At 58.1% G+C, this 20,113-nt stretch carries 18 protein-coding genes and 3 tRNA genes; 15 read left to right on the top strand and 6 right to left on the bottom strand.

Features of this window, described 5'->3' with window-relative positions; genetic code table 11:
* Positions 1 to 55: 55 nt before the first annotated feature.
* Both AB5Z02_RS10010 and lrp read right to left on the bottom strand, forming a co-directional pair.
* Positions 56 to 2,572: a DNA translocase FtsK 4TM domain-containing protein gene (locus AB5Z02_RS10010; protein WP_368215928.1), complete on the bottom strand. Its 2,517-nt coding sequence runs from the start codon at positions 2,570 to 2,572 to the stop codon at positions 56 to 58.
* A 202-nt stretch (positions 2,573 to 2,774) separates the two neighbouring features.
* Positions 2,775 to 3,266, bottom strand: coding sequence for a leucine-responsive transcriptional regulator Lrp (lrp, locus tag AB5Z02_RS10005; RefSeq protein WP_005300047.1), 492 nt, complete (start codon positions 3,264 to 3,266; stop codon positions 2,775 to 2,777).
* A gap of 150 nt (positions 3,267 to 3,416) precedes the next feature.
* Here lrp and ald point away from each other — a divergent pair, with 150 nt between their 5' ends.
* From ald to AB5Z02_RS09990, 3 genes are all read left to right on the top strand, one after another.
* Positions 3,417 to 4,532 (top strand): alanine dehydrogenase, encoded by a 1,116-nt coding sequence (gene ald / locus AB5Z02_RS10000; protein WP_005351212.1) that lies wholly within the window; start codon positions 3,417 to 3,419, stop codon positions 4,530 to 4,532.
* A 185-nt stretch (positions 4,533 to 4,717) separates the two neighbouring features.
* Complete coding sequence (trxB, locus tag AB5Z02_RS09995; protein WP_042062225.1) at positions 4,718 to 5,668, top strand: thioredoxin-disulfide reductase; 951 nt, start codon at positions 4,718 to 4,720, stop codon at positions 5,666 to 5,668.
* Between the two features lie 62 nt (positions 5,669 to 5,730).
* Positions 5,731 to 6,978 carry a diguanylate cyclase gene (locus AB5Z02_RS09990; RefSeq protein ID WP_005351207.1) on the top strand — a complete coding sequence of 416 codons (1,248 nt, stop codon included), beginning with the start codon at positions 5,731 to 5,733 and terminating at the stop codon, positions 6,976 to 6,978.
* Positions 6,979 to 7,086: 108 nt separating this feature from the next.
* On the opposite strand, the gene AB5Z02_RS09985 is transcribed toward AB5Z02_RS09990, so the two are convergent.
* Positions 7,087 to 7,557 carry a glycine zipper 2TM domain-containing protein gene (locus tag AB5Z02_RS09985; RefSeq protein WP_005337104.1) on the bottom strand — a complete coding sequence of 157 codons (471 nt, stop codon included), beginning with the start codon at positions 7,555 to 7,557 and terminating at the stop codon, positions 7,087 to 7,089.
* A 19-nt stretch (positions 7,558 to 7,576) separates the two neighbouring features.
* Here AB5Z02_RS09985 and aat point away from each other — a divergent pair, with 19 nt between their 5' ends.
* The 3 genes from aat to infA all read left to right on the top strand — a co-directional run bounded on the left by aat (position 7,577) and on the right by infA (position 9,284).
* Entirely contained in the window at positions 7,577 to 8,284 is a 708-nt protein-coding gene (aat, locus tag AB5Z02_RS09980) for a leucyl/phenylalanyl-tRNA--protein transferase (protein WP_019445527.1), read from the top strand.
* Positions 8,281 to 8,997, top strand: coding sequence for an arginyltransferase (locus AB5Z02_RS09975; RefSeq protein ID WP_005337108.1), 717 nt, complete (start codon positions 8,281 to 8,283; stop codon positions 8,995 to 8,997). The genes aat and AB5Z02_RS09975 overlap by 4 nt, the downstream gene beginning before the upstream one ends.
* 68 nt (positions 8,998 to 9,065) lie before the next feature.
* The gene (infA, locus tag AB5Z02_RS09970; RefSeq protein WP_005300033.1) at positions 9,066 to 9,284 is read left to right on the top strand and encodes a translation initiation factor IF-1; all 219 of its coding nucleotides are present in this window, start codon (positions 9,066 to 9,068) and stop codon (positions 9,282 to 9,284) included.
* Positions 9,285 to 9,352: 68 nt separating this feature from the next.
* Here the strand turns inward: infA and clpA are convergent, their stop codons facing one another.
* Both clpA and clpS read right to left on the bottom strand, forming a co-directional pair.
* Positions 9,353 to 11,608 carry an ATP-dependent Clp protease ATP-binding subunit ClpA gene (gene clpA / locus AB5Z02_RS09965; RefSeq protein ID WP_005337110.1) on the bottom strand — a complete coding sequence of 752 codons (2,256 nt, stop codon included), beginning with the start codon at positions 11,606 to 11,608 and terminating at the stop codon, positions 9,353 to 9,355.
* A gap of 59 nt (positions 11,609 to 11,667) precedes the next feature.
* Positions 11,668 to 11,985 (bottom strand): ATP-dependent Clp protease adapter ClpS, encoded by a 318-nt coding sequence (gene clpS / locus AB5Z02_RS09960; RefSeq protein ID WP_005337111.1) that lies wholly within the window; start codon positions 11,983 to 11,985, stop codon positions 11,668 to 11,670.
* A 229-nt stretch (positions 11,986 to 12,214) separates the two neighbouring features.
* Here clpS and cspD point away from each other — a divergent pair, with 229 nt between their 5' ends.
* Positions 12,215 to 12,433: a cold shock-like protein CspD gene (gene cspD / locus AB5Z02_RS09955; RefSeq protein ID WP_005300025.1), complete on the top strand. Its 219-nt coding sequence runs from the start codon at positions 12,215 to 12,217 to the stop codon at positions 12,431 to 12,433.
* 117 nt (positions 12,434 to 12,550) lie between these two features.
* Here the strand turns inward: cspD and folD are convergent, their stop codons facing one another.
* Positions 12,551 to 13,405, bottom strand: a complete 855-nt coding sequence (folD, locus tag AB5Z02_RS09950) for a bifunctional methylenetetrahydrofolate dehydrogenase/methenyltetrahydrofolate cyclohydrolase FolD (protein WP_005346435.1) — start codon at positions 13,403 to 13,405, stop codon at positions 12,551 to 12,553.
* Positions 13,406 to 13,618: 213 nt separating this feature from the next.
* On the opposite strand from folD, the gene AB5Z02_RS09945 reads away from it, so the two are divergent.
* The 8 genes from AB5Z02_RS09945 to AB5Z02_RS09910 all read left to right on the top strand — a co-directional run bounded on the left by AB5Z02_RS09945 (position 13,619) and on the right by AB5Z02_RS09910 (position 19,982).
* Positions 13,619 to 13,695 (top strand) — tRNA-Pro (locus AB5Z02_RS09945).
* A gap of 37 nt (positions 13,696 to 13,732) precedes the next feature.
* A tRNA-Arg gene (locus AB5Z02_RS09940) sits at positions 13,733 to 13,809 on the top strand.
* Between the two features lie 52 nt (positions 13,810 to 13,861).
* Positions 13,862 to 13,937 (top strand) — tRNA-His (locus AB5Z02_RS09935).
* A 315-nt stretch (positions 13,938 to 14,252) separates the two neighbouring features.
* On the top strand, positions 14,253 to 14,963 hold the full coding sequence (rstA, locus tag AB5Z02_RS09930; RefSeq protein ID WP_368215927.1) for a two-component system response regulator RstA: 711 nt from the start codon (positions 14,253 to 14,255) through the stop codon (positions 14,961 to 14,963).
* Positions 14,964 to 14,984: 21 nt separating this feature from the next.
* Entirely contained in the window at positions 14,985 to 16,310 is a 1,326-nt protein-coding gene (gene rstB / locus AB5Z02_RS09925) for a two-component system sensor histidine kinase RstB (RefSeq protein ID WP_368215926.1), read from the top strand.
* Between the two features lie 54 nt (positions 16,311 to 16,364).
* Positions 16,365 to 16,547: a hypothetical protein gene (locus AB5Z02_RS09920; RefSeq protein WP_005337116.1), complete on the top strand. Its 183-nt coding sequence runs from the start codon at positions 16,365 to 16,367 to the stop codon at positions 16,545 to 16,547.
* Positions 16,548 to 16,698: 151 nt separating this feature from the next.
* The gene (mprF, locus tag AB5Z02_RS09915) at positions 16,699 to 19,248 is read left to right on the top strand and encodes a bifunctional lysylphosphatidylglycerol flippase/synthetase MprF (RefSeq protein WP_368215925.1); all 2,550 of its coding nucleotides are present in this window, start codon (positions 16,699 to 16,701) and stop codon (positions 19,246 to 19,248) included.
* Between the two features lie 11 nt (positions 19,249 to 19,259).
* Complete coding sequence (locus AB5Z02_RS09910; RefSeq protein ID WP_368215924.1) at positions 19,260 to 19,982, top strand: AcvB/VirJ family lysyl-phosphatidylglycerol hydrolase; 723 nt, start codon at positions 19,260 to 19,262, stop codon at positions 19,980 to 19,982.
* Positions 19,983 to 20,113: the final 131 nt, after the last annotated feature.

Genomic DNA, 20,113 nt, shown 5'->3' with positions numbered 1-20,113 from the left:
ATAAAAGGCCACGCCCGCGGAGGGCATGGCCAGGGATAGTATGAAACGGTGAGGCTTAGTCCCGCACCGGCGGCGGTGCCAGCACGTCGCGCTGACCATTGCCACCCGGTGAGCTGACGATGCCCTGATTCTCCATCTGCTCGATGAGACGGGCTGCCCGGTTGTAACCAATCTTGAACTTGCGCTGGACGCTGGAGGTCGAGCCACGGCGGGACTCCACCACAAAAGCGACCGCTTCATCGAACAGGGGATCCAGCTCTTCATCGCCACCACCGCCATATTCGCCGCTGCCACCTTCGCCACCCGACTCACCGGAGAGGATCTCCTCGATGTAGTTCGGCTCGCCGCGCAGTTTCCAGTCTGCCACCACCTTGTGCACTTCGTGATCATCGACGAACGCACCGTGTACCCGGGTCGGGTTGGAGGTACCGGCTGGCATGTAGAGCATGTCGCCCATACCGAGCAGAGATTCGGCGCCGCCCTGATCGATGATGGTGCGCGAGTCGATCTTGCTCGACACCTGGAACGAAATACGGGTCGGGATGTTGGCCTTGATAAGACCGGTAATGACATCCACCGACGGACGCTGGGTCGCCAGAATAAGGTGAATACCGGCGGCCCGCGCCTTCTGGGCGATACGGGCGATCAGCTCTTCCACCTTCTTGCCGACGATCATCATCATGTCGGCAAATTCGTCCACCACCACCACGATGTGGGGCAGTTTCTCCAGCTCCGGCGGCATCTGATCCATGGAGTCACCCGGGCGCCACAACGGATCCAGCAGGGGTTCCCCCTCCTCGATGGCGGCCAGCACCTTGTCGTTGTAGCCCTTGAGGTTGCGCACCCCGACTGCCGACATCAGCTTGTAACGGCGTTCCATCTCGCCCACACACCAGCGCAGGGCGTTGGCGGCGTCCTTCATGTCGGTCACCACCTCGGTCAGCAGGTGCGGGATCCCTTCGTAGACCGAGAGTTCCAGCATCTTGGGGTCGATCATGATGAAGCGCAGGTCATCGGGGGAGGACTTGTAGAGCATCGAGATGATCATGGTGTTCACCCCTACCGACTTACCGGAACCTGTGGTACCGGCCACCAGCAGGTGCGGCATCTTGGCCAGGTTCACCACCACCGGCTCCCCTGCGATGTCCTGACCCAGGCCCATGGTGAGCGGGTTGCGGCTATCGCGGAAGGCATCGCAGTCGAGGGTTTCGCGCAGGTAAACGGTCTGACGCACCCGGTTGGGCAGCTCGATACCGACATAGGTCTTGCCCGGGATCACCTCAACCACCCGCACGCTGCTGGCAGACAAGGAGCGGGCCAGATCGCGCGAGAGGTTGGTGATCTTGCTCGCCTTCATGCCCGGCGCCAGATCCAGCTCGAAACGGGTAATAACCGGGCCCGGATAGACGCCGACCACCTTGGCCTGCACGTTGTAGTCGGCAAGCTTGGCCTCCACCAGACGGCCCATGCGATCCAGCTCATCCTTGCTCATCATCTGAGTCTTGGCTGGCGGTCTGTCCAGCAGTTCGATACTCGGCAACGGCGGCAGCATAGATTGCGGACGACGCTTGGGCTTGGTCGGTGCGACTGCAACAGGTGCGGCGATCTCGTCGTCCCCTTCGGCCCACGGCAGATCCAGATCGTCCTCATCATCGTCATCGGCCACAGCCAGTACCGGCTGACGGCGCCCATTGGCAGCCGCCACCGCACGTTTCGGCTTGGCAGCCGGAGCCGGCTCGTCCTCTTCATCATCAAACTGGGGATCGAACTCGAAGGTATCGTCGTCGAGTTCCGGCAGCCACTCTTCGGCAGCAGCCTTCTGATTCTTGGCCTTGGGCTTGCGAGTCCAGCTGGTGTGCGGCTCATCTTCCTCGTCATCAAACGCGATGGCCCCTACCCCGCCTTCCAGCAAGGGATCCGGCCCCTCGTTGCGGGGTTGACGCCAGCCACCGGTCAGCCAGCGGCCGAGGGTGGTCGGGAAGTGGTAAACAGCACTGACAGAACCGGTACAGGCCGCGCCGATCTGCTCGACGATGGTGAGCCAGGACCAGCCGGTAAACAGGGTGATCCCGGTTGCCACGAAGCAGAGCAGCATCAGGTTGGCCCCGACGCCGCCAAACAGCGGTACCACTGCAGAAGCGATCACATCCCCCACCAGACCACCAGCGGAGAAGTTCTGCATATCGTTGAAGTTCATGCTGGCAATGGCCGACATGCCGAGCACGGTCAGGATAAAGCCGATGATCCGCACCCCCAGGGTGAGGTAATCCACATCAAGCAGCCGGCTCGGACGCCAGAAGAGACTCCAGCCCAGCAGTACCACCAGCGGCGGCACCAGATAGGAGAAGGCACCAAAGGTAAACATGGTGATGTCGGCGAGCCAGGCACCGGCACTACCGGCGAGGTTCTTCACCTCCCCTTGCCAGGAGGTCTGGGACCAGCCGGGATCAGCGGGATGATAGGACAACAGGGCAAGCAGAAGATAAGCAGCCATCAGGGTGATGGCGATCAAGACGGCTTCGAAGATCCGTTGTGTACCTGATAAAGGAGTAAACAGCTTTTTATCGGCCAAACTCCGGCTCCTTTCTGAAAACATGTAATGCAGGAAATAAGGGGGCCTAGTATCCCCGAAAAGCCCATCGATTGTCAGCCAGAGCCTGATGGGACGGGGCCATATTTGCAATTATCTTTACAAGAAGAAACGAGCGGACCGGCCGCTCGTTTCTGACTGTCATGGTGTCTCATATGGAAAAGATACCACGGCATAACCTGCTTTATCGGGTGCTGATCACCAGACGACTGCTCTGCTTGACCTCTTCCATCACCACATAGGTGCGGGTGTCATTGACACCGGGCAGACGCAACAGGGTTTCCCCCAACAGACGGCGGTAAGCCGACATGTCGCTGACTCGGGTCTTGAGCAGATAGTCGAAGTCACCGGAAACCAGATGACACTCCTGGATCTCTTCGAGTACCTGAACAGCCTTGTTGAACTGTTCAAACACATCAGGCGCCCCGCGATTGAGGGTTATCTCTACAAACACCAGCAGAGATGCGTCCAGATAATGAGGGTTCAGAATAGCGGCATATCCTTCGATATAACCTTGTCGCTCGAGGCGACGAACCCGTTCCAGACACGGTGTAGGACTCAGGCCAACTCGCTTGGACAACTCAACATTCGAAATCCTGCCATCCTTTTGCAGTTCATTAAGAATGTTGCGGTCAATCCTGTCCAAATCCTTTAGCCGACTCTTAGCTTCCATCATTTTATTCCATCCTTTGGCTATTTTTTGGTAAGAATCACCAGTCATTTTATAATTATGGTCACAAATCCTGTCAATACCTGAATATACTAGGCGCAAATGTTGGTTAACATTTTGGCAACATGAAACACCAATCTATAGACGAGGGATAGCATGATTATCGGTGTACCTAAAGAGATAAAAAACCATGAATACCGCGTAGGCATGGTTCCGGCCAGTGTACGTGAACTGACAGCACGAAACCATACTGTTTTCGTCCAAAGCGGTGCCGGAAACGGCATTGGCTTCAGCGATGCAGATTATATCGCTGTTGGAGCCGAAATTTTGGCCTCTGCAGCAGAGGTTTTCGCCAAAGCCGAGATGATCGTCAAGGTCAAGGAACCTCAGCCTGTCGAATGTGCCATGCTGCGCCCGGGTCAAACCCTGTTCACCTATCTGCATCTGGCGCCAGACTTGCCCCAGACCGAAGCCCTGCTGAAAAGCGGCGCCATCTGTATCGCCTATGAAACCGTCACCGACGGCCGTGGCGGCCTGCCCCTGCTGGCCCCCATGTCAGAAGTGGCCGGACGCATGTCTATTCAGGCGGGTGCCCAGGCGCTGGAAAAATCGCGCGGTGGGAGCGGTGTGCTGCTCGGCGGCGTACCCGGTGTCGAACCGGCCAAGGTGGTGATCATCGGCGGCGGCGTGGTCGGCTCCAATGCGGCTCGTATGGCCATTGGCCTGCGCGCAGATGTGACCATCCTCGACAACAACGTCGATACCTTGCGTCGTCTTGATAACGAGTTCCAGGGAGCGGCCAAGGTGGTCTACTCCAACAGCGAGACGCTGGAGCGCCATCTGCTGGCGGCCGATCTGGTCATCGGCGGCGTGCTGGTACCGGGTGCCACTGCGCCAAAACTTGTCCGCCGTGACCACATTGCGCGCATGAAGCCGGGTTCTGCCATCGTCGATGTGGCCATCGATCAGGGCGGCTGTGTGGAAACCTCCCACGCCACCACCCACCAGGATCCGACCTATATTGTCGATGAGGTGGTTCACTACTGTGTCGCCAACATGCCGGGGGCAGTGGCCCGCACCTCGACCGTGGCGCTCAACAATGCCACCCTCCCCTTTATTATCAAGCTGGCCCAGCAAGGGTATCGTCAGGCACTGCTGAACGATCCCAACCTGCTGCACGGGCTCAACGTGATGGAGGGCAAGCTCACCTGCAAGGAAGTGGCCGTGGCGCATGGCCTTGCCTACACGGATCCCCTGACCCTGCTGAACTGATCTGCGCTGGCCTGCGCCAGTTGGAGATGAGTGAAAATCCGCCCGCGATGGGCGGTTTTTTTATTCCTTTATTTTGCATGTCACCCCTTGTGAACACGATTAGTGCAATCGACTCACCAGCCTTTGACCCCGGATCACGAATTACCTACAATCGCGCAAACTCATCACATCCCGGAAATGACATCATGAGCCAAGTCACTCACAGCAAATTGCTGATCTTAGGGTCAGGCCCGGCCGGTTACACCGCGGCCGTCTATGCCGCCCGCGCCAACCTCAATCCCCTGCTCATCACCGGCATGCAGCAAGGGGGTCAGCTGACCACCACCACCGAAGTGGAGAACTGGCCAGGTGATCCGGAAGGCCTGACCGGCCCTGCCCTGATGGAGCGCATGAAAGCCCATGCAGAGAAGTTCGATACCCGCATCCTGTTTGATCACATCAACAGTGTCGAACTGACTCAGCGCCCGTTCCGTCTCAAGGGCGACAACGGCGAATACACCTGCGATGCCCTGATCATCGCGACCGGCGCCTCCGCCAAGTATCTGGGTCTGCCCTCCGAAGAGGCCTTCAAGGGTCGCGGCGTCTCCGCCTGTGCCACCTGTGACGGTTTCTTCTACCGCAATCAGGAAGTGGCGGTGATCGGCGGCGGCAACACCGCAGTTGAAGAAGCCTTGTATCTGGCCAACATAGCCAAGAAGGTGCACCTGATCCACCGCCGCGACGAATTCCGTGCCGAGAAGATCCTGATCAAGCGTCTGCACGACAAGGTTGCGAGCGGCAACATCGTGCTGCACACCCACCAGACCCTGGACGAAGTGCTGGGCGATCAGATGGGGGTCACCGGTGTGCGCCTGCGCAACACTCAGGACAACAGCACCAGCGAGCTGCCGCTGATGGGCGTCTTCATCGCCATCGGCCACCAGCCCAATACCCAGATCTTCGATGGCCAGCTGGAGATGCAAAACGGCTATCTGAAGGTACGTGGCGGCCTCGACGGTTTTGCCACCCAGACCAGCATTGAAGGTGTCTTCGCTGCCGGCGACGTGGCCGACCACAACTACCGTCAGGCGATCACCTCTGCCGGTACCGGCTGCATGGCAGCCCTCGATGCCGAACGCTACCTCGACGCGCAATAAACAAGCGTAGTTGTGATATAAGGCATACCAGTCGGTATGCCTTTTTTATTTAAAGGAGTCTAATGAAACAGAAGATATTGATTGTCGAAGATAGCCTGACCATCCGCCGTATGCTGACTCAGGCCATTGCCCAGCAAACTGGCCTCGAGATTGACGCCTTCGATACCCTCGAAGGTGCCCGTCACTGTCGGGGAGAGGAGTATGTGGTCGCGCTGGTGGACTTGACCTTGCCGGATGCGCCCCGTGGCGAAGCGGTCAACGAGCTGCTGGCTCGAGGTTTGCCGGTGGTGATCCTCACTGCCGACATCAGCGAGGATAAACGTGCCGCCTGGCTGGAAACCGGCGTGCTGGACTATGTGATGAAGGATTCGCGCCACTCGCTGCAATATGCCGTCAGTCTGGTGCACCGCCTCTATCTCAACCAGTCCATCGAAGTGCTGGTGGTCGATGACTCACGCACCTCCCGTCACCGCACCATGGCCCAGTTGCGCAAGCAGTTGTTGCAGGTGCATGAGGCCAGCCATGCCCGTGAAGCGATGGCGATGCTGGAGCAACACCCGGACATCCGGCTGGCACTGGTCGACTACTATATGCCGGATATCGATGGCATCAGTCTGGTGCGGATGCTGAGAGAGCGTTACAGCAAGCAGCAGCTCGCGATTATCGGGATCTCGGTCTCGGACAAGCGCGGTCTCTCTGCTCGCTACCTCAAGCAGGGCGCCAACGACTTTCTCAACCAGCCGTTCGAGCCGGAAGAGCTGCAGTGTCGGGTCAGCCACAATCTGGAAGCGCTCGAGCAGTTCAACAGCATTCAGGAGTCAGCCAATCGTGACTACCTGACCGGTCTCTACAATCGGCGCTACTGGTTCAACGAAGGGCAAAAATGGTTTGAAGAACATCAGCGCCAGCAGACGCCTCTGGCACTCTGTGTGCTCGATGTGGATCACTTCAAGCAGGTCAACGATCACTGGGGCCATGCCATCGGCGATCAACTGCTCTGCCATCTGACCCGGCTACTGACCCAGTTCTTCCCCGATGCCATGATCGCCCGGTTTGGCGGAGAGGAGTTTGCCATGATGGTGCCTCACTGTACCGTCCCCGTGTTGATCAAGCGTCTTGAAGGGCTGCGTCAGCAGCTGCGCCAGCAACCTTTGTCACCGGAAACCCCGCTCTTTGTTCGCGCCAGTTACGGCGTGATCAGCGTCGGGCGGATATCCATGGACGAGGCGCTGAGCGTAGCGGATCGGCTGCTCTATCAGGCAAAGAACACCGGTCGCGACAAGATAGTCTCTCAAGAGACAGCTATCTGAATCCTCAGGGCATCAGTCCCGTGTATTACCGCCCGACAGACTTTCCAGCAGGAGAGTCTGCGGGTTCCTTTCCTGCCACAGTCTCCCCATCACAATGACTATCGAAAGTCAGTAAGTCTTGTCGACCCGCACCCCATCATCGAAGTAGAGAATGCGCACCTTGTCCCCATTGGCAAAGACCATGGCGGGATCATAATCCTGGATCACGTTGATAAGGGCATTTTGCTCGTTGCGGATCAGCAGCTCCACCAGCTTGTTTTCCACCACGGTTCCCCCGGACTGGTATTGCTGCGCAGCCGCAGCACCTGCGAGCGCGCCGACGGCGGTGGCGATTTCACGGCCATGACCGCCGCCAAACTGGTTCCCCAGCAGGCCGCCCAACACAGCCCCTCCCAGCGTCTTCCAGCCAGAGTGCTCGGACTCCAGGATCTGGCGCTGGGTAATATTGCGCACCGTTTCGACCTGACCAAACACCACCTGATTGACTGGCCGCGCAGTATTGCGCTGGTAGACCTCCGCCCCGGCGGGCGCCGTGACAAAGCAGAGCAAGCTGGATACTATCAGGATAATGGCCTTCATCTATGAACCTCGTTGCCTTATGTCTCGCTATCTTACCCAACTGGATGATGAGCTTTGCTGGTTTCCCGACCCCAGCCATGCGCTGGAAGAGCCCAACGGCTTGCTGGCGATCGGCGGGGATCTCTCCCCTGCCAGATTGCTGGCAGCTTATCACAAGGGGATCTTCCCGTGGAATGAACCCCACCAGCCAACCCTGTGGTGGTCACCGGATCCCCGCGGGGTGATCCGTCCCGACCAACTCCATGTGGGGCGGACACTGCAGAAGATTATCCGCCGTACCCCATTCGATATTTCCGTCAATCGCGCCTTTAATGAAGTCATTACCGCCTGCGCCGCCCCTCGTCGCACTGCCGATGGCACCTGGATCAGCCAGCCCATGATCGAGGCCTACCAGCAGTTGCACCGGCTGGGTCATGCCCACTCTATCGAGATCTGGCAGGAGGGAGAGCTGCAAGCGGGACTGTATGGCCTATCTATCGGCCGACTGTTTTGCGGTGAATCCATGTTCAGCCGGATTGATAACGGCGCCAAACTTGCCATGGTGGCACTCTGTCGCCACTTCGCCCGCCATCGCGGCGCCCTCATCGATTGCCAGATGCAAAACCCGTTTCTGGCGACCCTGGGTATCGAGGAGTGGCCAAGGGCCCGTTTTCTGGCCGAACTGGCACGCCTTGGCCATCAACCACTATTGGCTTCCTGCTGGCAAGAGGGGGAAATCAGCCTATGACTGAAGAAGTGATCCTAAAAGTAGGGCTGACTCCCAAGCATCCCTGCAGTTATCTGGACCATGAACAGGAGCAGCTGCTGGTGCTGATGGATCACAATCTGCTCAACGCCAACGGCTACGAGAGATTGTTGACTGCCGGTTTTCGCCGCAGTGGCAACGACATCTATCGCCCCCACTGCCCGGCGTGCCATGCCTGCCAGTCCCTTCGTATTCACAGCGAACGCTTTCGTCCCAGCCGCGGCCAGAAGCGGATCCGCCAGCTCAACAGGGATATCGAGATCGTCCTGAGCTATGATGACAAACCCGAGTATTACCTGCTCTACGAACGCTATATCCGCGAACGCCATCACGATGGCAGCATGTATCCCCCCAACCGCAGCCAGTATCGCGGGTTTCTCCATTGTGACTGGATGCCGCCACTCTATTTGGAAATGCGCAAGGAGGGCCGTCTTATCGGCGTGGCCACCACAGACCTGCTACCCCACTCCTTGAGCGCTATGTACACCTTCTTCGATCCGGATTATGCCGATCGCTCCCTGGGCACCTTTGCCATCCTCTGCCAGCTCGATCTGGCCAAGCGAACAGGGCGAAGCTGGCTCTATCTTGGCTATCTGGTAGAGGCGTGTCGCAAGATGAATTACAAACGCAATTACCTCCCTCATGAGCTGTTAATTCAGGGGGAATGGAAAAATATCGACACCAAGCCCGAGTAAACTTTACACATAGCCTTAAATCCGGCATGATCCAGCGGTTTTTTGTTGTGGCTTATCAAGAGGATTCAATGGCTAAAGAAGACAGTATTGAGATGCAGGGCACTATTCTCGAAACCCTGCCCAATACCATGTTCCGTGTGGAACTGGAGAATGGTCACGTGGTTATCGCTCATATTTCAGGCAAGATGCGCAAAAACTACATTCGTATCCTGACTGGAGACAAAGTAACGGTAGCACTGACTCCCTACGATCTCTCCAAGGGACGTATTGTTTTCCGCTCTCGCTAAGCCAGGAATTCAGCAAAAAACCCCAACCTTTCGGTTGGGGTTTTTTGTCGTTTTCTGATCACTGACGCTTAGTGGGAAACAGCTTCAACATTGACCTGAAAATCAAAGCTGAGGCTGTCATTTACCAACTCAACCTTCACAATTCCCCCGTCAACCAGTGAACCAAACAGGATCTCGTTGGCCAGGGGTTTCTTGAGGTGCTCCTGGATTACCCGACCCATCGGTCTGGCCCCCATGGCTCTGTCATATCCCTTCTCTGCCAACCAGTGGCGGGCACGCTCGGACACCTCGAGAGAAACTCCCTTCGCATCCAGTTGAACCTGCAATTCGACAATGAACTTGTCGACCACCTGATGGATCACCGTCATATCGAGATGGTTGAACCAGATGGTGTGATCAAGCCGGTTACGAAACTCCGGACTGAAGGTCTTGTTGATCACCGCCATGGCATCGTGGCTCAAATCCTGTTGCTGGAAGCCAATCGATTTACGCTGGGTCTCCTGCACACCGGCGTTGGTAGTCATGACCAAAATCACGTTACGGAAATCCGCCTTGCGCCCGTTGTTATCGGTCAAGGTGCCGTTGTCCATCACCTGCAACAGCAGATTGAATACGTCCGGGTGAGCTTTCTCAATTTCGTCAAGCAACACAACGGAATGAGGATGCTTAATCACCGCATCGGTCAGCAACCCCCCCTGTTCAAAACCGACATAACCGGGAGGCGCGCCAATCAGGCGAGATACGGTATGGCGTTCCATGTACTCGGACATATCAAAGCGCAACATCTCGACACCCAGCGCCTTGCCCAACTGCTGGGTAACCTCTGTTTTACCGACACCGGTAGGACCGGCAAACAGGAAGCAACCAACCGGGCGACGCTCGTTGCCAAGTCCGGAGCGTGACAGGCGAATCGCATCGGTCAGCACCTCGATGGCTTTATCCTGCCCAAAGACCACCATCTTCAGATTGCGCTCCAGGTTCTTCAGTACTTCTTTATCTGAAGAGGAGACTGATTTTTCCGGAATGCGGGCGATCTTGGCCACAATGGACTCAATTTCCTGCACATTGATCACTTTCTTGCGCTTGCTCGCAGGCAGCAACCGTTGACCGGCGCCCGCCTCGTCGATCACATCGATCGCCTTGTCGGGTAGGTGACGATCATTGATGTACTTGGCAGAGAGCTCGGCAGCTGCACGGATCGCCTTGGCGGTATAGCGTACGCCGTGGTGGGCTTCGTAGCGACTCTTGAGCCCCATCAGGATGCGCGTGGTGTCATCGATAGTCGGCTCGACAATATCGATCTTCTGGAAGCGACGGGCCAGCGCACGGTCTTTCTCGAAGATTTGGGCGTACTCCTGATAAGTGGTGGATCCCACACAGCGGAGCAAACCATTGGAAAGCAGCGGCTTGATCAGGTTGGCCGCATCCAGCTGACCACCGGATGCCGCACCGGCACCAATGATGGTATGGATCTCGTCGATAAAGAGGATGGCCCCTTCCTGACGCTCAATCTGCTTGAGCAGTACCTTGAGGCGCTTCTCGAAATCACCACGGTATTTGGTGCCCGCCAGCAGAGAACCCATATCCAGCGAATAGATGGTACTGCCCGCAATCACCTCGGGGACATCCCCCTTGACGATGCGATAGGCCAGACCTTCGGCAATGGCGGTTTTGCCCACGCCCGCTTCACCCACCAGCAGCGGATTGTTCTTGCGACGGCGGCAGAGCACCTGAATGGTACGATTGAGCTCCTGATCACGGCCAATCAGCGGATCGATGCGCCCTTCCAGCACCAGCTGGTTCAGGTTGGTGGCAAAGCTTTCGATCTGGGCGGCCGAAACATCATCATCAGACTCGGGATTGTTATTGCTGCCGAGATCCGGCTTGCTGTCCTTGCGCACCCCGTGGGATAGGAAATTGACGACGTCGAGACGGCTGATCTCGGCTTTTTTCAGGAAATAGGCAGCTTGTGACTCCTGCTCACTGAAGATAGCGACTAGCACGTTGGCGCCGCTGACTTCGGTATTGCCGGAGGATTGCACATGGAAGACGGCACGCTGCAACACGCGCTGGAAGCCCAGTGTCGGCTGGGTTTCACGATCTTCATCATCGCGCGGTATGAGCGGAGTAGTTTGGGTGATGAATGCGCGGATCTCCTTGCGCATTTGCTCAACATCGGCACCACAAGAGCTCAGCGCCTCATGGGCTGAACTGTTATCCAGAAGGGCTAACAACAGGTGCTCGACGGTCATGAATTCGTGGCGCTCGTCACGAGCCAGTTTGAAAGCCTCGTTTAGCGTCTTTTCTAGATCTTTATTCAACATAGGCACCTCCCCTAGTACAGCTACAATGTGGTGTCACACTCGCCATCAAGTCATCAGATTCAAGCCTTTTCCATAGTACAGAGCAGTGGATGTTCGTTGTTACGTGCATAGGTGTTGACTTGGACTACCTTGGTTTCGGCGATCTCTGCGGTAAACATGCCGCAGACACCCTTACCACTATAATGCACACTCAGCATGACCTGAGTCGCCTTGTCCAAATCCATACCAAAGAACTTTTGCAGCACCTCCACCACAAACTCCATGGGCGTGTAGTCATCGTTGTTCAACACAACCTTATACATGGGTGGCGGCTGCAGCTTTGTTTTCTCTGCTTCTGCAATCTCTTCATTAGCAAAGAGTTCTTTCTGCTTGCTCATAATCGCGCTTTGGTACCTCTAGATTACTACCGTCTAACACAAGGTTGTCAATAGACTTGTTAACCAGATCACATCAGCTGTTAACAACTTCTTGACTCGCTCAAAAGTTAGACTAGATTGGTTACTTGCTAATCTGTGCCCGTCTGCTATGGGCCCATGTCCCTAGTTATAAAGGGCTGGCGCAGGTTACTCAACGACTTCTGGGTAATCAATAAAAGGATGTAGAAGTATGGCAACCGGCACAGTTAAGTGGTTTAACAACGCAAAAGGATTTGGGTTTATCTGTCCGGAAGGGGGCGGTGAGGATATCTTCGCTCACTACTCCACGATTCAAATGGAGGGCTACAAGACCCTGAAAGCGGGTCAGGCTGTCAATTTTGAACTGCAACAGGGGCCGAAAGGAAATCACGCCTCTGTGATTGTGCCAAACGAAGCACAAAATATGTAAATAACACCCGTTGGATAAATAAAAAACCGGTTCCTCTCTGAGCAACCGGTTTTTTATTGTCAGATTTCTGGCGAGTCCTGCCTCCTCAAGGGATCACTGTGTTATCACCAACCATGATCAGTCGTGATATTCACTGCAGGCGATCAGGGTATTTTCCATCAGGCTGGCGACCGTCATCGGGCCCACGCCACCGGGTACCGGGGTAATGAAGGAGGCATGGCTGCGCGCCGTCTCAAACTCCACATCCCCGACCAGCGAGCCATCAGCCAGGCGGTTGATGCCCACATCGATCACCAGCGCCCCCGGTTTGATCCACTCCCCAGGGATGAAGTTGGGCTTGCCGACTGCGACAACCAGCAGATCGGCACGGCGTACCTGATCTTCCAGATCCCGGGTAAAGCGGTGACAGGTCGTGGTTGTGCAGCCCGCCAGCAGCAATTCGAGAGTCATGGGACGCCCCACTATGTTGGACGCTCCCACCACAACCGCATGCAGACCATGTGTCTTCACGCCGGTGGTCTCGATCAGCGTCATGATCCCTTTCGGAGTGCAGGGGCGCAGCGCCGGAATACGTTGTGCCAGACGGCCGACGTTATACGGGTGGAATCCATCTACATCCTTGTCAGGCTGGATCCGCTCCAGCACCTGAGTGGTATCAAAGTGATCCGGCAACGGCAGCTGAACCAGAATGCCATCTACGTGGCTATCCGCATTCAACTGGTCGATCAGCGCCAGCAGCTCTTCCTGACTGGCAGTTGCACTCAGATCATAGGAGCGGGAGAGAAAACCCACCTCCTCGCACGCCCGACGTTTGCTGCCGACATAGACCTGAGAGGCGGGATCCGCCCCCACCAGAATGACTGCCAGCCCTGGAGCCCGTTTCCCTGCCGCCAACCGCTGTTGGACTTGCGCCGCGACCTGGCTGCGAATCGTTTGCGCAACCTGTTTTCCATCTATGATTTTGGCAGACATCGTTCTCCACTCACCATGTGTTCAACTGCCGCGCATTGTCGCATTTTTTTAGCCGGGATGTTAGCGGCAGACGCACGCCATACCTGTAGCGGGTAATAAGTAGGCACTTGAATTTACTGGGGGAAAAAGTCGTTGACGCTGCCCCTTACGCTTGGCTATGATGCCCGCCCGTTGCCCAGTACGACTCATGTCGATATGCTGGTCAGGGATTTTCGGTGATTAGCGCAGTCCGGTAGCGCATCTGGTTTGGGACCAGAGGGTCAAAGGTTCGAATCCTTTATCACCGACCATGTTCATCGACTCGTCCTTAAGACGTGTTGATACAAAGCGCCCTTAGCTCAGTTGGATAGAGCAACGGCCTTCTAAGCCGTGGGTCGCAGGTTCGAATCCTGCAGGGCGCGCCATTGATGTTCCCCAATCCTTCTGGATTGGCGAGCGTTGATGAAAATTTCAGTGGTGGCTGTAGCTCAGTTGGTAGAGTCCCGGATTGTGATTCCGGTTGTCGTGGGTTCGAGCCCCATCAGCCACCCCATTATTCTGTCGATAATCGCCGCCAGGGGATGTACATCGACTTGGTGCAGTGACCTTCTGGTCTACACCACAAAAAAACCGGCCTTGGCCGGTTTTTTTGTTTTTACGCCCGACAGCGCCTTGCCTTGTCTACAAGGCCATCATCCTCTAGATCGATAAACGCGGCTCTGCCCATTTGTCACGATGTGCGCCTCCCCATCGATACACACAGCCACACTCCCCCACGCACCAGCCTGCCCGGTTCTTTTTCTGTATTTCCCAAGCGCCATTGATATGCTGATCGCTCTTCTCTACGGCTTTCCGTTGGAGCTTTTCTATGCAACGCATTCTTTTTGTCGAAGATGATCCCGAGATTGGCCAGCTCATCAGCAGTTGGCTCGGTCGCCACGATATGGACGTGATCCTCGAGCCCAGAGGAGATCTGGCACTGGCCCGGGTCGAGGCCGAACAGCCCGATCTGGTGCTGCTCGATATCATGTTGCCGGGGCAGGATGGCATGTCCCTCTGTCGGGATCTGCGGCCGCGCTTCGACGGCCCCATCGTAATGCTCACCTCGCTGGATAGCGACATGAACCAGATCCTGAGTCTGGAGCTGGGCGCCAACGACTACATCCTTAAAACCACCCCGCCCCCCGTGCTACTGGCCAGACTGAGGGTGCAGTTTCGCCAGCACCAGCAAGCATCAACCCAACCGGCAGCCACCAGCAGCGTTCCCCAGCAACTGCAATTTGGTCTGCTGCGGGTGGATGGCCCGGGGCGAGATGTGCGCCTCGATGGCGAGAGCATTGCTCTCTCGACCGCCGACTTTGATCTGCTGTGGGAGCTCGCCTGCCACGCGGGCCAAATCTTGAGTCGGGAAGCCCTCTTTCGCAGCTTGCGCGGCCGGGAGTACGACGGTCAGGATCGCAGCATGGATGTGGCCATCTCCCGCCTGCGCCGCAAACTGGGTGATAACCCCGACAACCCGACCCGGATCAAGACGGTGCGCCAGAAAGGCTACCTCTTCGTCCCCCACGCCTGGGAATAACCCTCTTTCGGGAGCACCGCCATGCGCCGTCTCTTTATCCAGTTCTATCTGTTGCTGATCGGCTGCTTCACCCTGGCCATCCTGCTGGTGGGCGTGGTCTATCAGGTGACCGCCGAACGGGCGGGTGATCGCTATCTCGAACGCATGATGCAGGGCTCTCTTGGCCTGTTGACCGGCGAGTTGGCAAGAACCCCGCCAGAGCGCTGGCCCGATCGACTGGCCGAGCAGAGCAGTCAGTTTACCCTCCCCCTCAAGATCGGCGAGCTGGTGCGCCAGCCGCTGGCCAGCGAGGATCAGGCCTTTCTGGCCGCCGGCAACATTGTCATCGTCGAGGAGGATGACACCTTCCTGCAGCGCATCCCCGATACCGATCGGGTGCTGATTGTCGGCCCGGTTCCCTACCTCTCCTACCTGCACGAGCTGCACTGGGTCGATGTGGGGCTCTTGCTGGTGATCGGCCTCTCTCTCGGCCTGCCCATTCTGCTCTGGTTGCGTCCCCACTGGCGCGGCTTGCAGCAGTTGGAGCAAACCGCACGTCGCGTAGGCGATGGGGATCTCTCCTGCCGAACCAATCTGCCACCGGGCAGCAGTCTGGCCCGGGTGGGACGCACCTTCGATCAAATGGCGACCCAATTGCAGGCCATGATTGCCAGCCGCAAGCAGCTGACCGATGCCATCGCCCACGAGTTGCGCACCCCGCTGGTCCGGTTGCGCTATCGGCTTGCCATGCTCGATCCTGCCCCTGCCGAGCAGGAGCAGCAGGCGCTGGAGCGAGATCTGGGAGCGCTGGACGCCCTGATCGAAGAGATGCTCACTTACGCCAAGCTGGATAGACCCGAACTGCCGTTGCAGCGGGACGAGCTGGAGCTCAGTCACTGGGCACAAGCGCATCTCGGCGACTGGCAAGCGCTGGCACCCGAGAAGAGGCTCACCCTCGATCTGCCGCCACGCCACATGCCCTGGTGCGGCGATCAGCGTCTGCTGACCCGCGCGGTGGAGAACCTCATCGGCAATGCCCTGCGCTACGCCGAGAGCGAGGTTACCCTCTCCATCTCGCGGCTGCAGGAGAACTATCTGCTGGAGGTGAGTGACGATGGGCCGGGGATCGATCCGGCGCTGGCGCCCCAGATTTTCGAACCATTCGTGCGCCTTGATCAGAGCCGGGATCGTCGCACCGGCGGCACCGGACTGGGGCTGGCCATCGTGCGCAGCATTGCCCGTCATCACGGGGGGGATGTGGCGCTGCTGGCCAGTGACCACGGCGCCCGCTTCTGCCTGACCCTGCCTGTACATTTGGATACAAACCGTCACCAACCGCTCACTGAAGGGCCGCCGCAACCGTCATAGGATGACTGTCATGGAGAACGCTCCATAACATCAACCCGAATAAGGAAATTGAACATGAAAAAGATCATTCCCCTGACCCTGGCTGCCGTCTTCGCCCTCACCTCCGGTTTCACCATGGCGGCCACCCCGACCAAGACAGCCACACCGCAGGCGACCCAGACCAAGGTGGTGAAAAAACACCATAAAGCCACCCACGCCAAGACCCCTGCCGTCAAAGTCGCGCCGAAAACCAAGTGATCCAACTGGTCACTTGATAGCACCAAGGGAGGCTGACGCCTCCCTTTCCATCTCTTCCCGAAATTTTCCTGACGAGCGCCTCCCTCGTCCAAACCGGATCCACGACCCGGCTCCCTTTGCGGGAAACGGTCAATGACCACAGGAACATGGCATGTGGCGTCATCTGCTTAAATGGCTCGGCCCCTTGTGCAGCTTGCTGCTGCTCGGCACCGCACTGACCGTGCTGTATCACCTGACTCAGGCATGGCACTGGCACGATATTCGTGTGGCCATCTGGTCCCAACCCCTGCCGCGACTGGCGGGCGCCCTGTTGCTGACCCTGCTCAGTTATGGTTGTCTCTGTAGCTATGACATGCTGGCGCTCCATGCGCTGGGCAAGCGCCTTCCCTGGCAACAGGTCAGCATCACCTCCTTTATCGCCTACACCTTCTCCAACACCCTGGGATTTGCCCTGCTGACCGGTACCTCGGTACGCTATCGCCTCTACTCCGCACTGGGGCTCGCCACCGGAGAAGTGGCCCGCGTGGTGCTGTTCTGCTCCATCACCTTTTTCCTCGGCCTGCTGGCGTGGGGAGGTGGCGCCCTACTGACCTGCGATGTATCACAGTTGCTGCCTGACTGGCCGCAATGGGCAGATACCCTGCTCAGGCTGGCGGGCGTCATGGCTCTGCTGTTGGTGGCCTGCTACCTCTGCTGGCCCACACACCGTCTCTCCTGGCGCGAACACAGCCTGATCCTGCCCGGCTTCAAGGTTCGTCTGTTGCAGCTGTTGGTCGCGCTGGCCGACTGGATGGCCGCCGCCGCCGTGCTGTTTGTGCTGTTGCCTGCAGATAGCGTCCCCTACCCTGTGCTGCTCAGTGCCTTCGTGCTGGCCAGCTTCCTCGGGGTACTGGCCCACGTGCCGGGCGGGATTGGGGTGTTCGAAGCGAGCATGAGCCTGTTGCTGGCTAACTATCTGCCAACCGACAAGCTGCTCGCCTCGCTGCTGCTCTATCGCTGCATCTATTACCTGCTTCCCTTTCTCTGTGCCCTGCTGCTCTTTGCGAGTCAGGAGATGCTGCAACAAAAAGCGCGCTGGCAGCGGCTACAGGGGCTGATGAGCGCAGTGCGCGAATTTCTTCCCGCCCTTATCAGCATGGGCACCTTCGCCGCCGGCAGCCTGCTGCTCTGCTCGGGGATGATCCCGACCATGCGCAGCCACATTGAAGTGTGGCTGCAGGTGTTGCCGCTCCATCTGCTGGAGCTCTCCCACGTGCTCGGCAGCGTGAGCGGTATCCTCCTGATCCTGCTGGCTCGCAGCCTCTATCGCCGTCACGACGCCGCGTTTCGCATCACCCAGCTGCTGCTGGCTCTGGGGATCGCCTTCTCGCTGCTCAAGGGCGGTGACTGGGAGTCAGCCCTGCTGCTCGGCAGCTTTCTGCTCATCATGACCCCCTGCCGCTCCCTCTTCTATCGCAAGGGGTCGCTGCTCTATCCCCAGTACACCCCGGGCTGGCTCATTTCGGTCGGCGCCGTGTTGCTGGGAGCGCTGTGGCTGCTGCTCTTCTCCTACCGTCAGGTGGTGTATGACCACGCCCTCTGGTTCCACTTCTCGCCCCACGGTGGGGCTGCCCGCGGCCTGCGCGCCATGGGGAGCGTGGTGGCCGTGCTGGCCGTGGCCGGGGTTGCCCAGCTGCTTGCGCCGCTGCGCGTAGTCGGTGAAAAGCCGGACAAGGAGACGCTGGCGCGCGCTCACGAGCTGGTGGTGCGCGAAGGGGGGATCCACGGCTATCTGGCCCAGTTGCAGGACAAGTCACTGCTGTTCCACCCCGCCGGCGACGCCTTCCTGATGTATGGCATCGAGGGCAACAGCTGGATTGTGATGGGGGATCCCGTCGGTCGCCCCGAGCAGATCGAAGAGCTGCTCTGGCAATTTCGCGAGCGGTGCGACGAGCACGACGCCAATCCGGTCTTTTATCAGGTGTCGGCCCGCTATCTGCCGCTCTATCTGGAGCTGGGGCTGATCCCCTTCAAGCTTGGTGAAGAGGCGATGGTCGATCTGGCTACCTTCGATTTGGCTGGCAGCCGGCTGCGCAACCTGCGCCAGAGCCACGCCAAGGGCAAACGGGAAGGGTTGACCTTCGAGGTGGTCGAGGCAAGTGCCGTGGCCCCCCTGCTGCCCAGATTGCAGACCGTCTCCGATACCTGGCTGCAGAGCAAGATGGGCAAGGAGAAGGGCTTCTCGGTCGGCCGCTTCGAGCCTTACTACCTGACCTTGAGCCCGGCTGCGCTGGTGTGGCACGAGGGGCAGATCGTCGGCTTTGCCAACCTCTGGGTGAGCGACAACAAGGAGATGCTCTCCATCGATCTGATGCGCTACAGCCTGGATACCGGCACCGCCCCCATCATGGATTTTCTCTTTGTCGAACTGCTGCTGTGGGGCAAGGCGCAAGGGTACGCCAGCTTCAATCTGGGGATGGCCCCCATGTCCGGCTTCAACGATCACCCGCTCAACAGCTACTGGGCCCGCCTTGGCAATACCCTGTTTGTGCGTGGCAGCCGTTTTTACAACTTTCAGGGGCTCAGACGCTACAAGGAGAAATTTTCGCCCCGCTGGGAACCCCGCTACCTGCTCTGCAGCAGCAAGCTGGTACTGCCCAGAACCCTGACTCACCTGATCACCCTGATTAGCCGCGGCCCGCTGGGGCTGATCAAGAAATAGGAGCATGGCCAATGAGAGCCCTGATATTGCTGTTACTCAGTCTCGTACTGCCCGTTTCGTCTTTTTCGGCGCACGCCGCCCCGGTCAAGGATGACCTGAGCCTGATTGAGCTGCCGGTCAAGCAGCCATCCGACGCCCCCATGGTGATCTTTCTCAGCGGGGATGGTGGCTGGGCGGCCCTCGACAAGGGGTTGAGCGCCCAGTTTCAGCTGCACGGCATGCCGGTCGTGGGCTGGAGCTCCCTGACCTACTACTGGAAGAAGAAAACCCCGGAGCAGGTGACCGCCGATCTGGAGCGGATCCTCGATGATTACCAGACTCGCTGGCAGCGCCCCCGCTGGCTGCTGGTCGGCTTCTCGTTTGGTGCCGAGATTGTCCCCTTCGTCATCAACCGGTTGCCGGAGCACTATCGTCAGGGGCTGGTCGGGGCCGTGATGCTCTCCCCCTCCACCAGCTCGGATTTCGAGATCCACGTCAGCGACATGCTGACCCACAAGGCACGCAGCTACCCGACCGAACCTCAGGTGAAGACCATTCGCGATCTACCGATGCTCTGCCTGCAAGGAGCCGATGATGATGACGGCGACCGCCTCTGCCCCCGTCTCAACCAACCCAACGTCACCAGCATCACCCTGCCGGGAGGACATCATTTTGACGATAACTACCCCCAGCTCTATCAGGCAATCACCAAGCATCTGAACCTGCCCCCGGATCCACTGACTGTGGAGTATTAACCCGTATCACCACGGAATGCCTTTTAAGTACCGAGCAGGGCAAATCAGCGAGCAATGAAAAGGGCCTCTCTTGCGAGAGGCCCTTGTACTGAATCGGGTGGAAACTTTAAAAGGATCGACCAATGGCTTGG

The organism is Aeromonas sp. R2-3, from assembly GCF_040908375.1.
Lineage (GTDB): Bacteria > Pseudomonadota > Gammaproteobacteria > Enterobacterales > Aeromonadaceae > Aeromonas > Aeromonas veronii.
This window is presented reverse-complemented; position numbering and strand designations above follow the sequence as displayed.

What these genes read in the sequence shown, in the direction of transcription:
- lrp (WP_005300047.1), bottom strand. Translation starts at nt 3,266, where the DNA reads ATGATGGAAGCTAAGAGTCGGCTAAAGGATTTGGACAGGATTGACCGC.
- ald (WP_005351212.1), top strand. Translation starts at nt 3,417, where the DNA reads ATGATTATCGGTGTACCTAAAGAGATAAAAAACCATGAATACCGCGTA.
- trxB (WP_042062225.1), top strand. Translation starts at nt 4,718, where the DNA reads ATGAGCCAAGTCACTCACAGCAAATTGCTGATCTTAGGGTCAGGCCCG.
- AB5Z02_RS09990 (WP_005351207.1), top strand. Translation starts at nt 5,731, where the DNA reads ATGAAACAGAAGATATTGATTGTCGAAGATAGCCTGACCATCCGCCGT.
- AB5Z02_RS09985 (WP_005337104.1), bottom strand. Translation starts at nt 7,557, where the DNA reads ATGAAGGCCATTATCCTGATAGTATCCAGCTTGCTCTGCTTTGTCACG.
- aat (WP_019445527.1), top strand. Translation starts at nt 7,577, where the DNA reads ATGTCTCGCTATCTTACCCAACTGGATGATGAGCTTTGCTGGTTTCCC.
- AB5Z02_RS09975 (WP_005337108.1), top strand. Translation starts at nt 8,281, where the DNA reads ATGACTGAAGAAGTGATCCTAAAAGTAGGGCTGACTCCCAAGCATCCC.
- infA (WP_005300033.1), top strand. Translation starts at nt 9,066, where the DNA reads ATGGCTAAAGAAGACAGTATTGAGATGCAGGGCACTATTCTCGAAACC.
- clpA (WP_005337110.1), bottom strand. Translation starts at nt 11,608, where the DNA reads ATGTTGAATAAAGATCTAGAAAAGACGCTAAACGAGGCTTTCAAACTG.
- clpS (WP_005337111.1), bottom strand. Translation starts at nt 11,985, where the DNA reads ATGAGCAAGCAGAAAGAACTCTTTGCTAATGAAGAGATTGCAGAAGCA.
- cspD (WP_005300025.1), top strand. Translation starts at nt 12,215, where the DNA reads ATGGCAACCGGCACAGTTAAGTGGTTTAACAACGCAAAAGGATTTGGG.
- folD (WP_005346435.1), bottom strand. Translation starts at nt 13,405, where the DNA reads ATGTCTGCCAAAATCATAGATGGAAAACAGGTTGCGCAAACGATTCGC.
- rstA (WP_368215927.1), top strand. Translation starts at nt 14,253, where the DNA reads ATGCAACGCATTCTTTTTGTCGAAGATGATCCCGAGATTGGCCAGCTC.
- rstB (WP_368215926.1), top strand. Translation starts at nt 14,985, where the DNA reads ATGCGCCGTCTCTTTATCCAGTTCTATCTGTTGCTGATCGGCTGCTTC.
- AB5Z02_RS09920 (WP_005337116.1), top strand. Translation starts at nt 16,365, where the DNA reads ATGAAAAAGATCATTCCCCTGACCCTGGCTGCCGTCTTCGCCCTCACC.
- mprF (WP_368215925.1), top strand. Translation starts at nt 16,699, where the DNA reads ATGTGGCGTCATCTGCTTAAATGGCTCGGCCCCTTGTGCAGCTTGCTG.
- AB5Z02_RS09910 (WP_368215924.1), top strand. Translation starts at nt 19,260, where the DNA reads ATGAGAGCCCTGATATTGCTGTTACTCAGTCTCGTACTGCCCGTTTCG.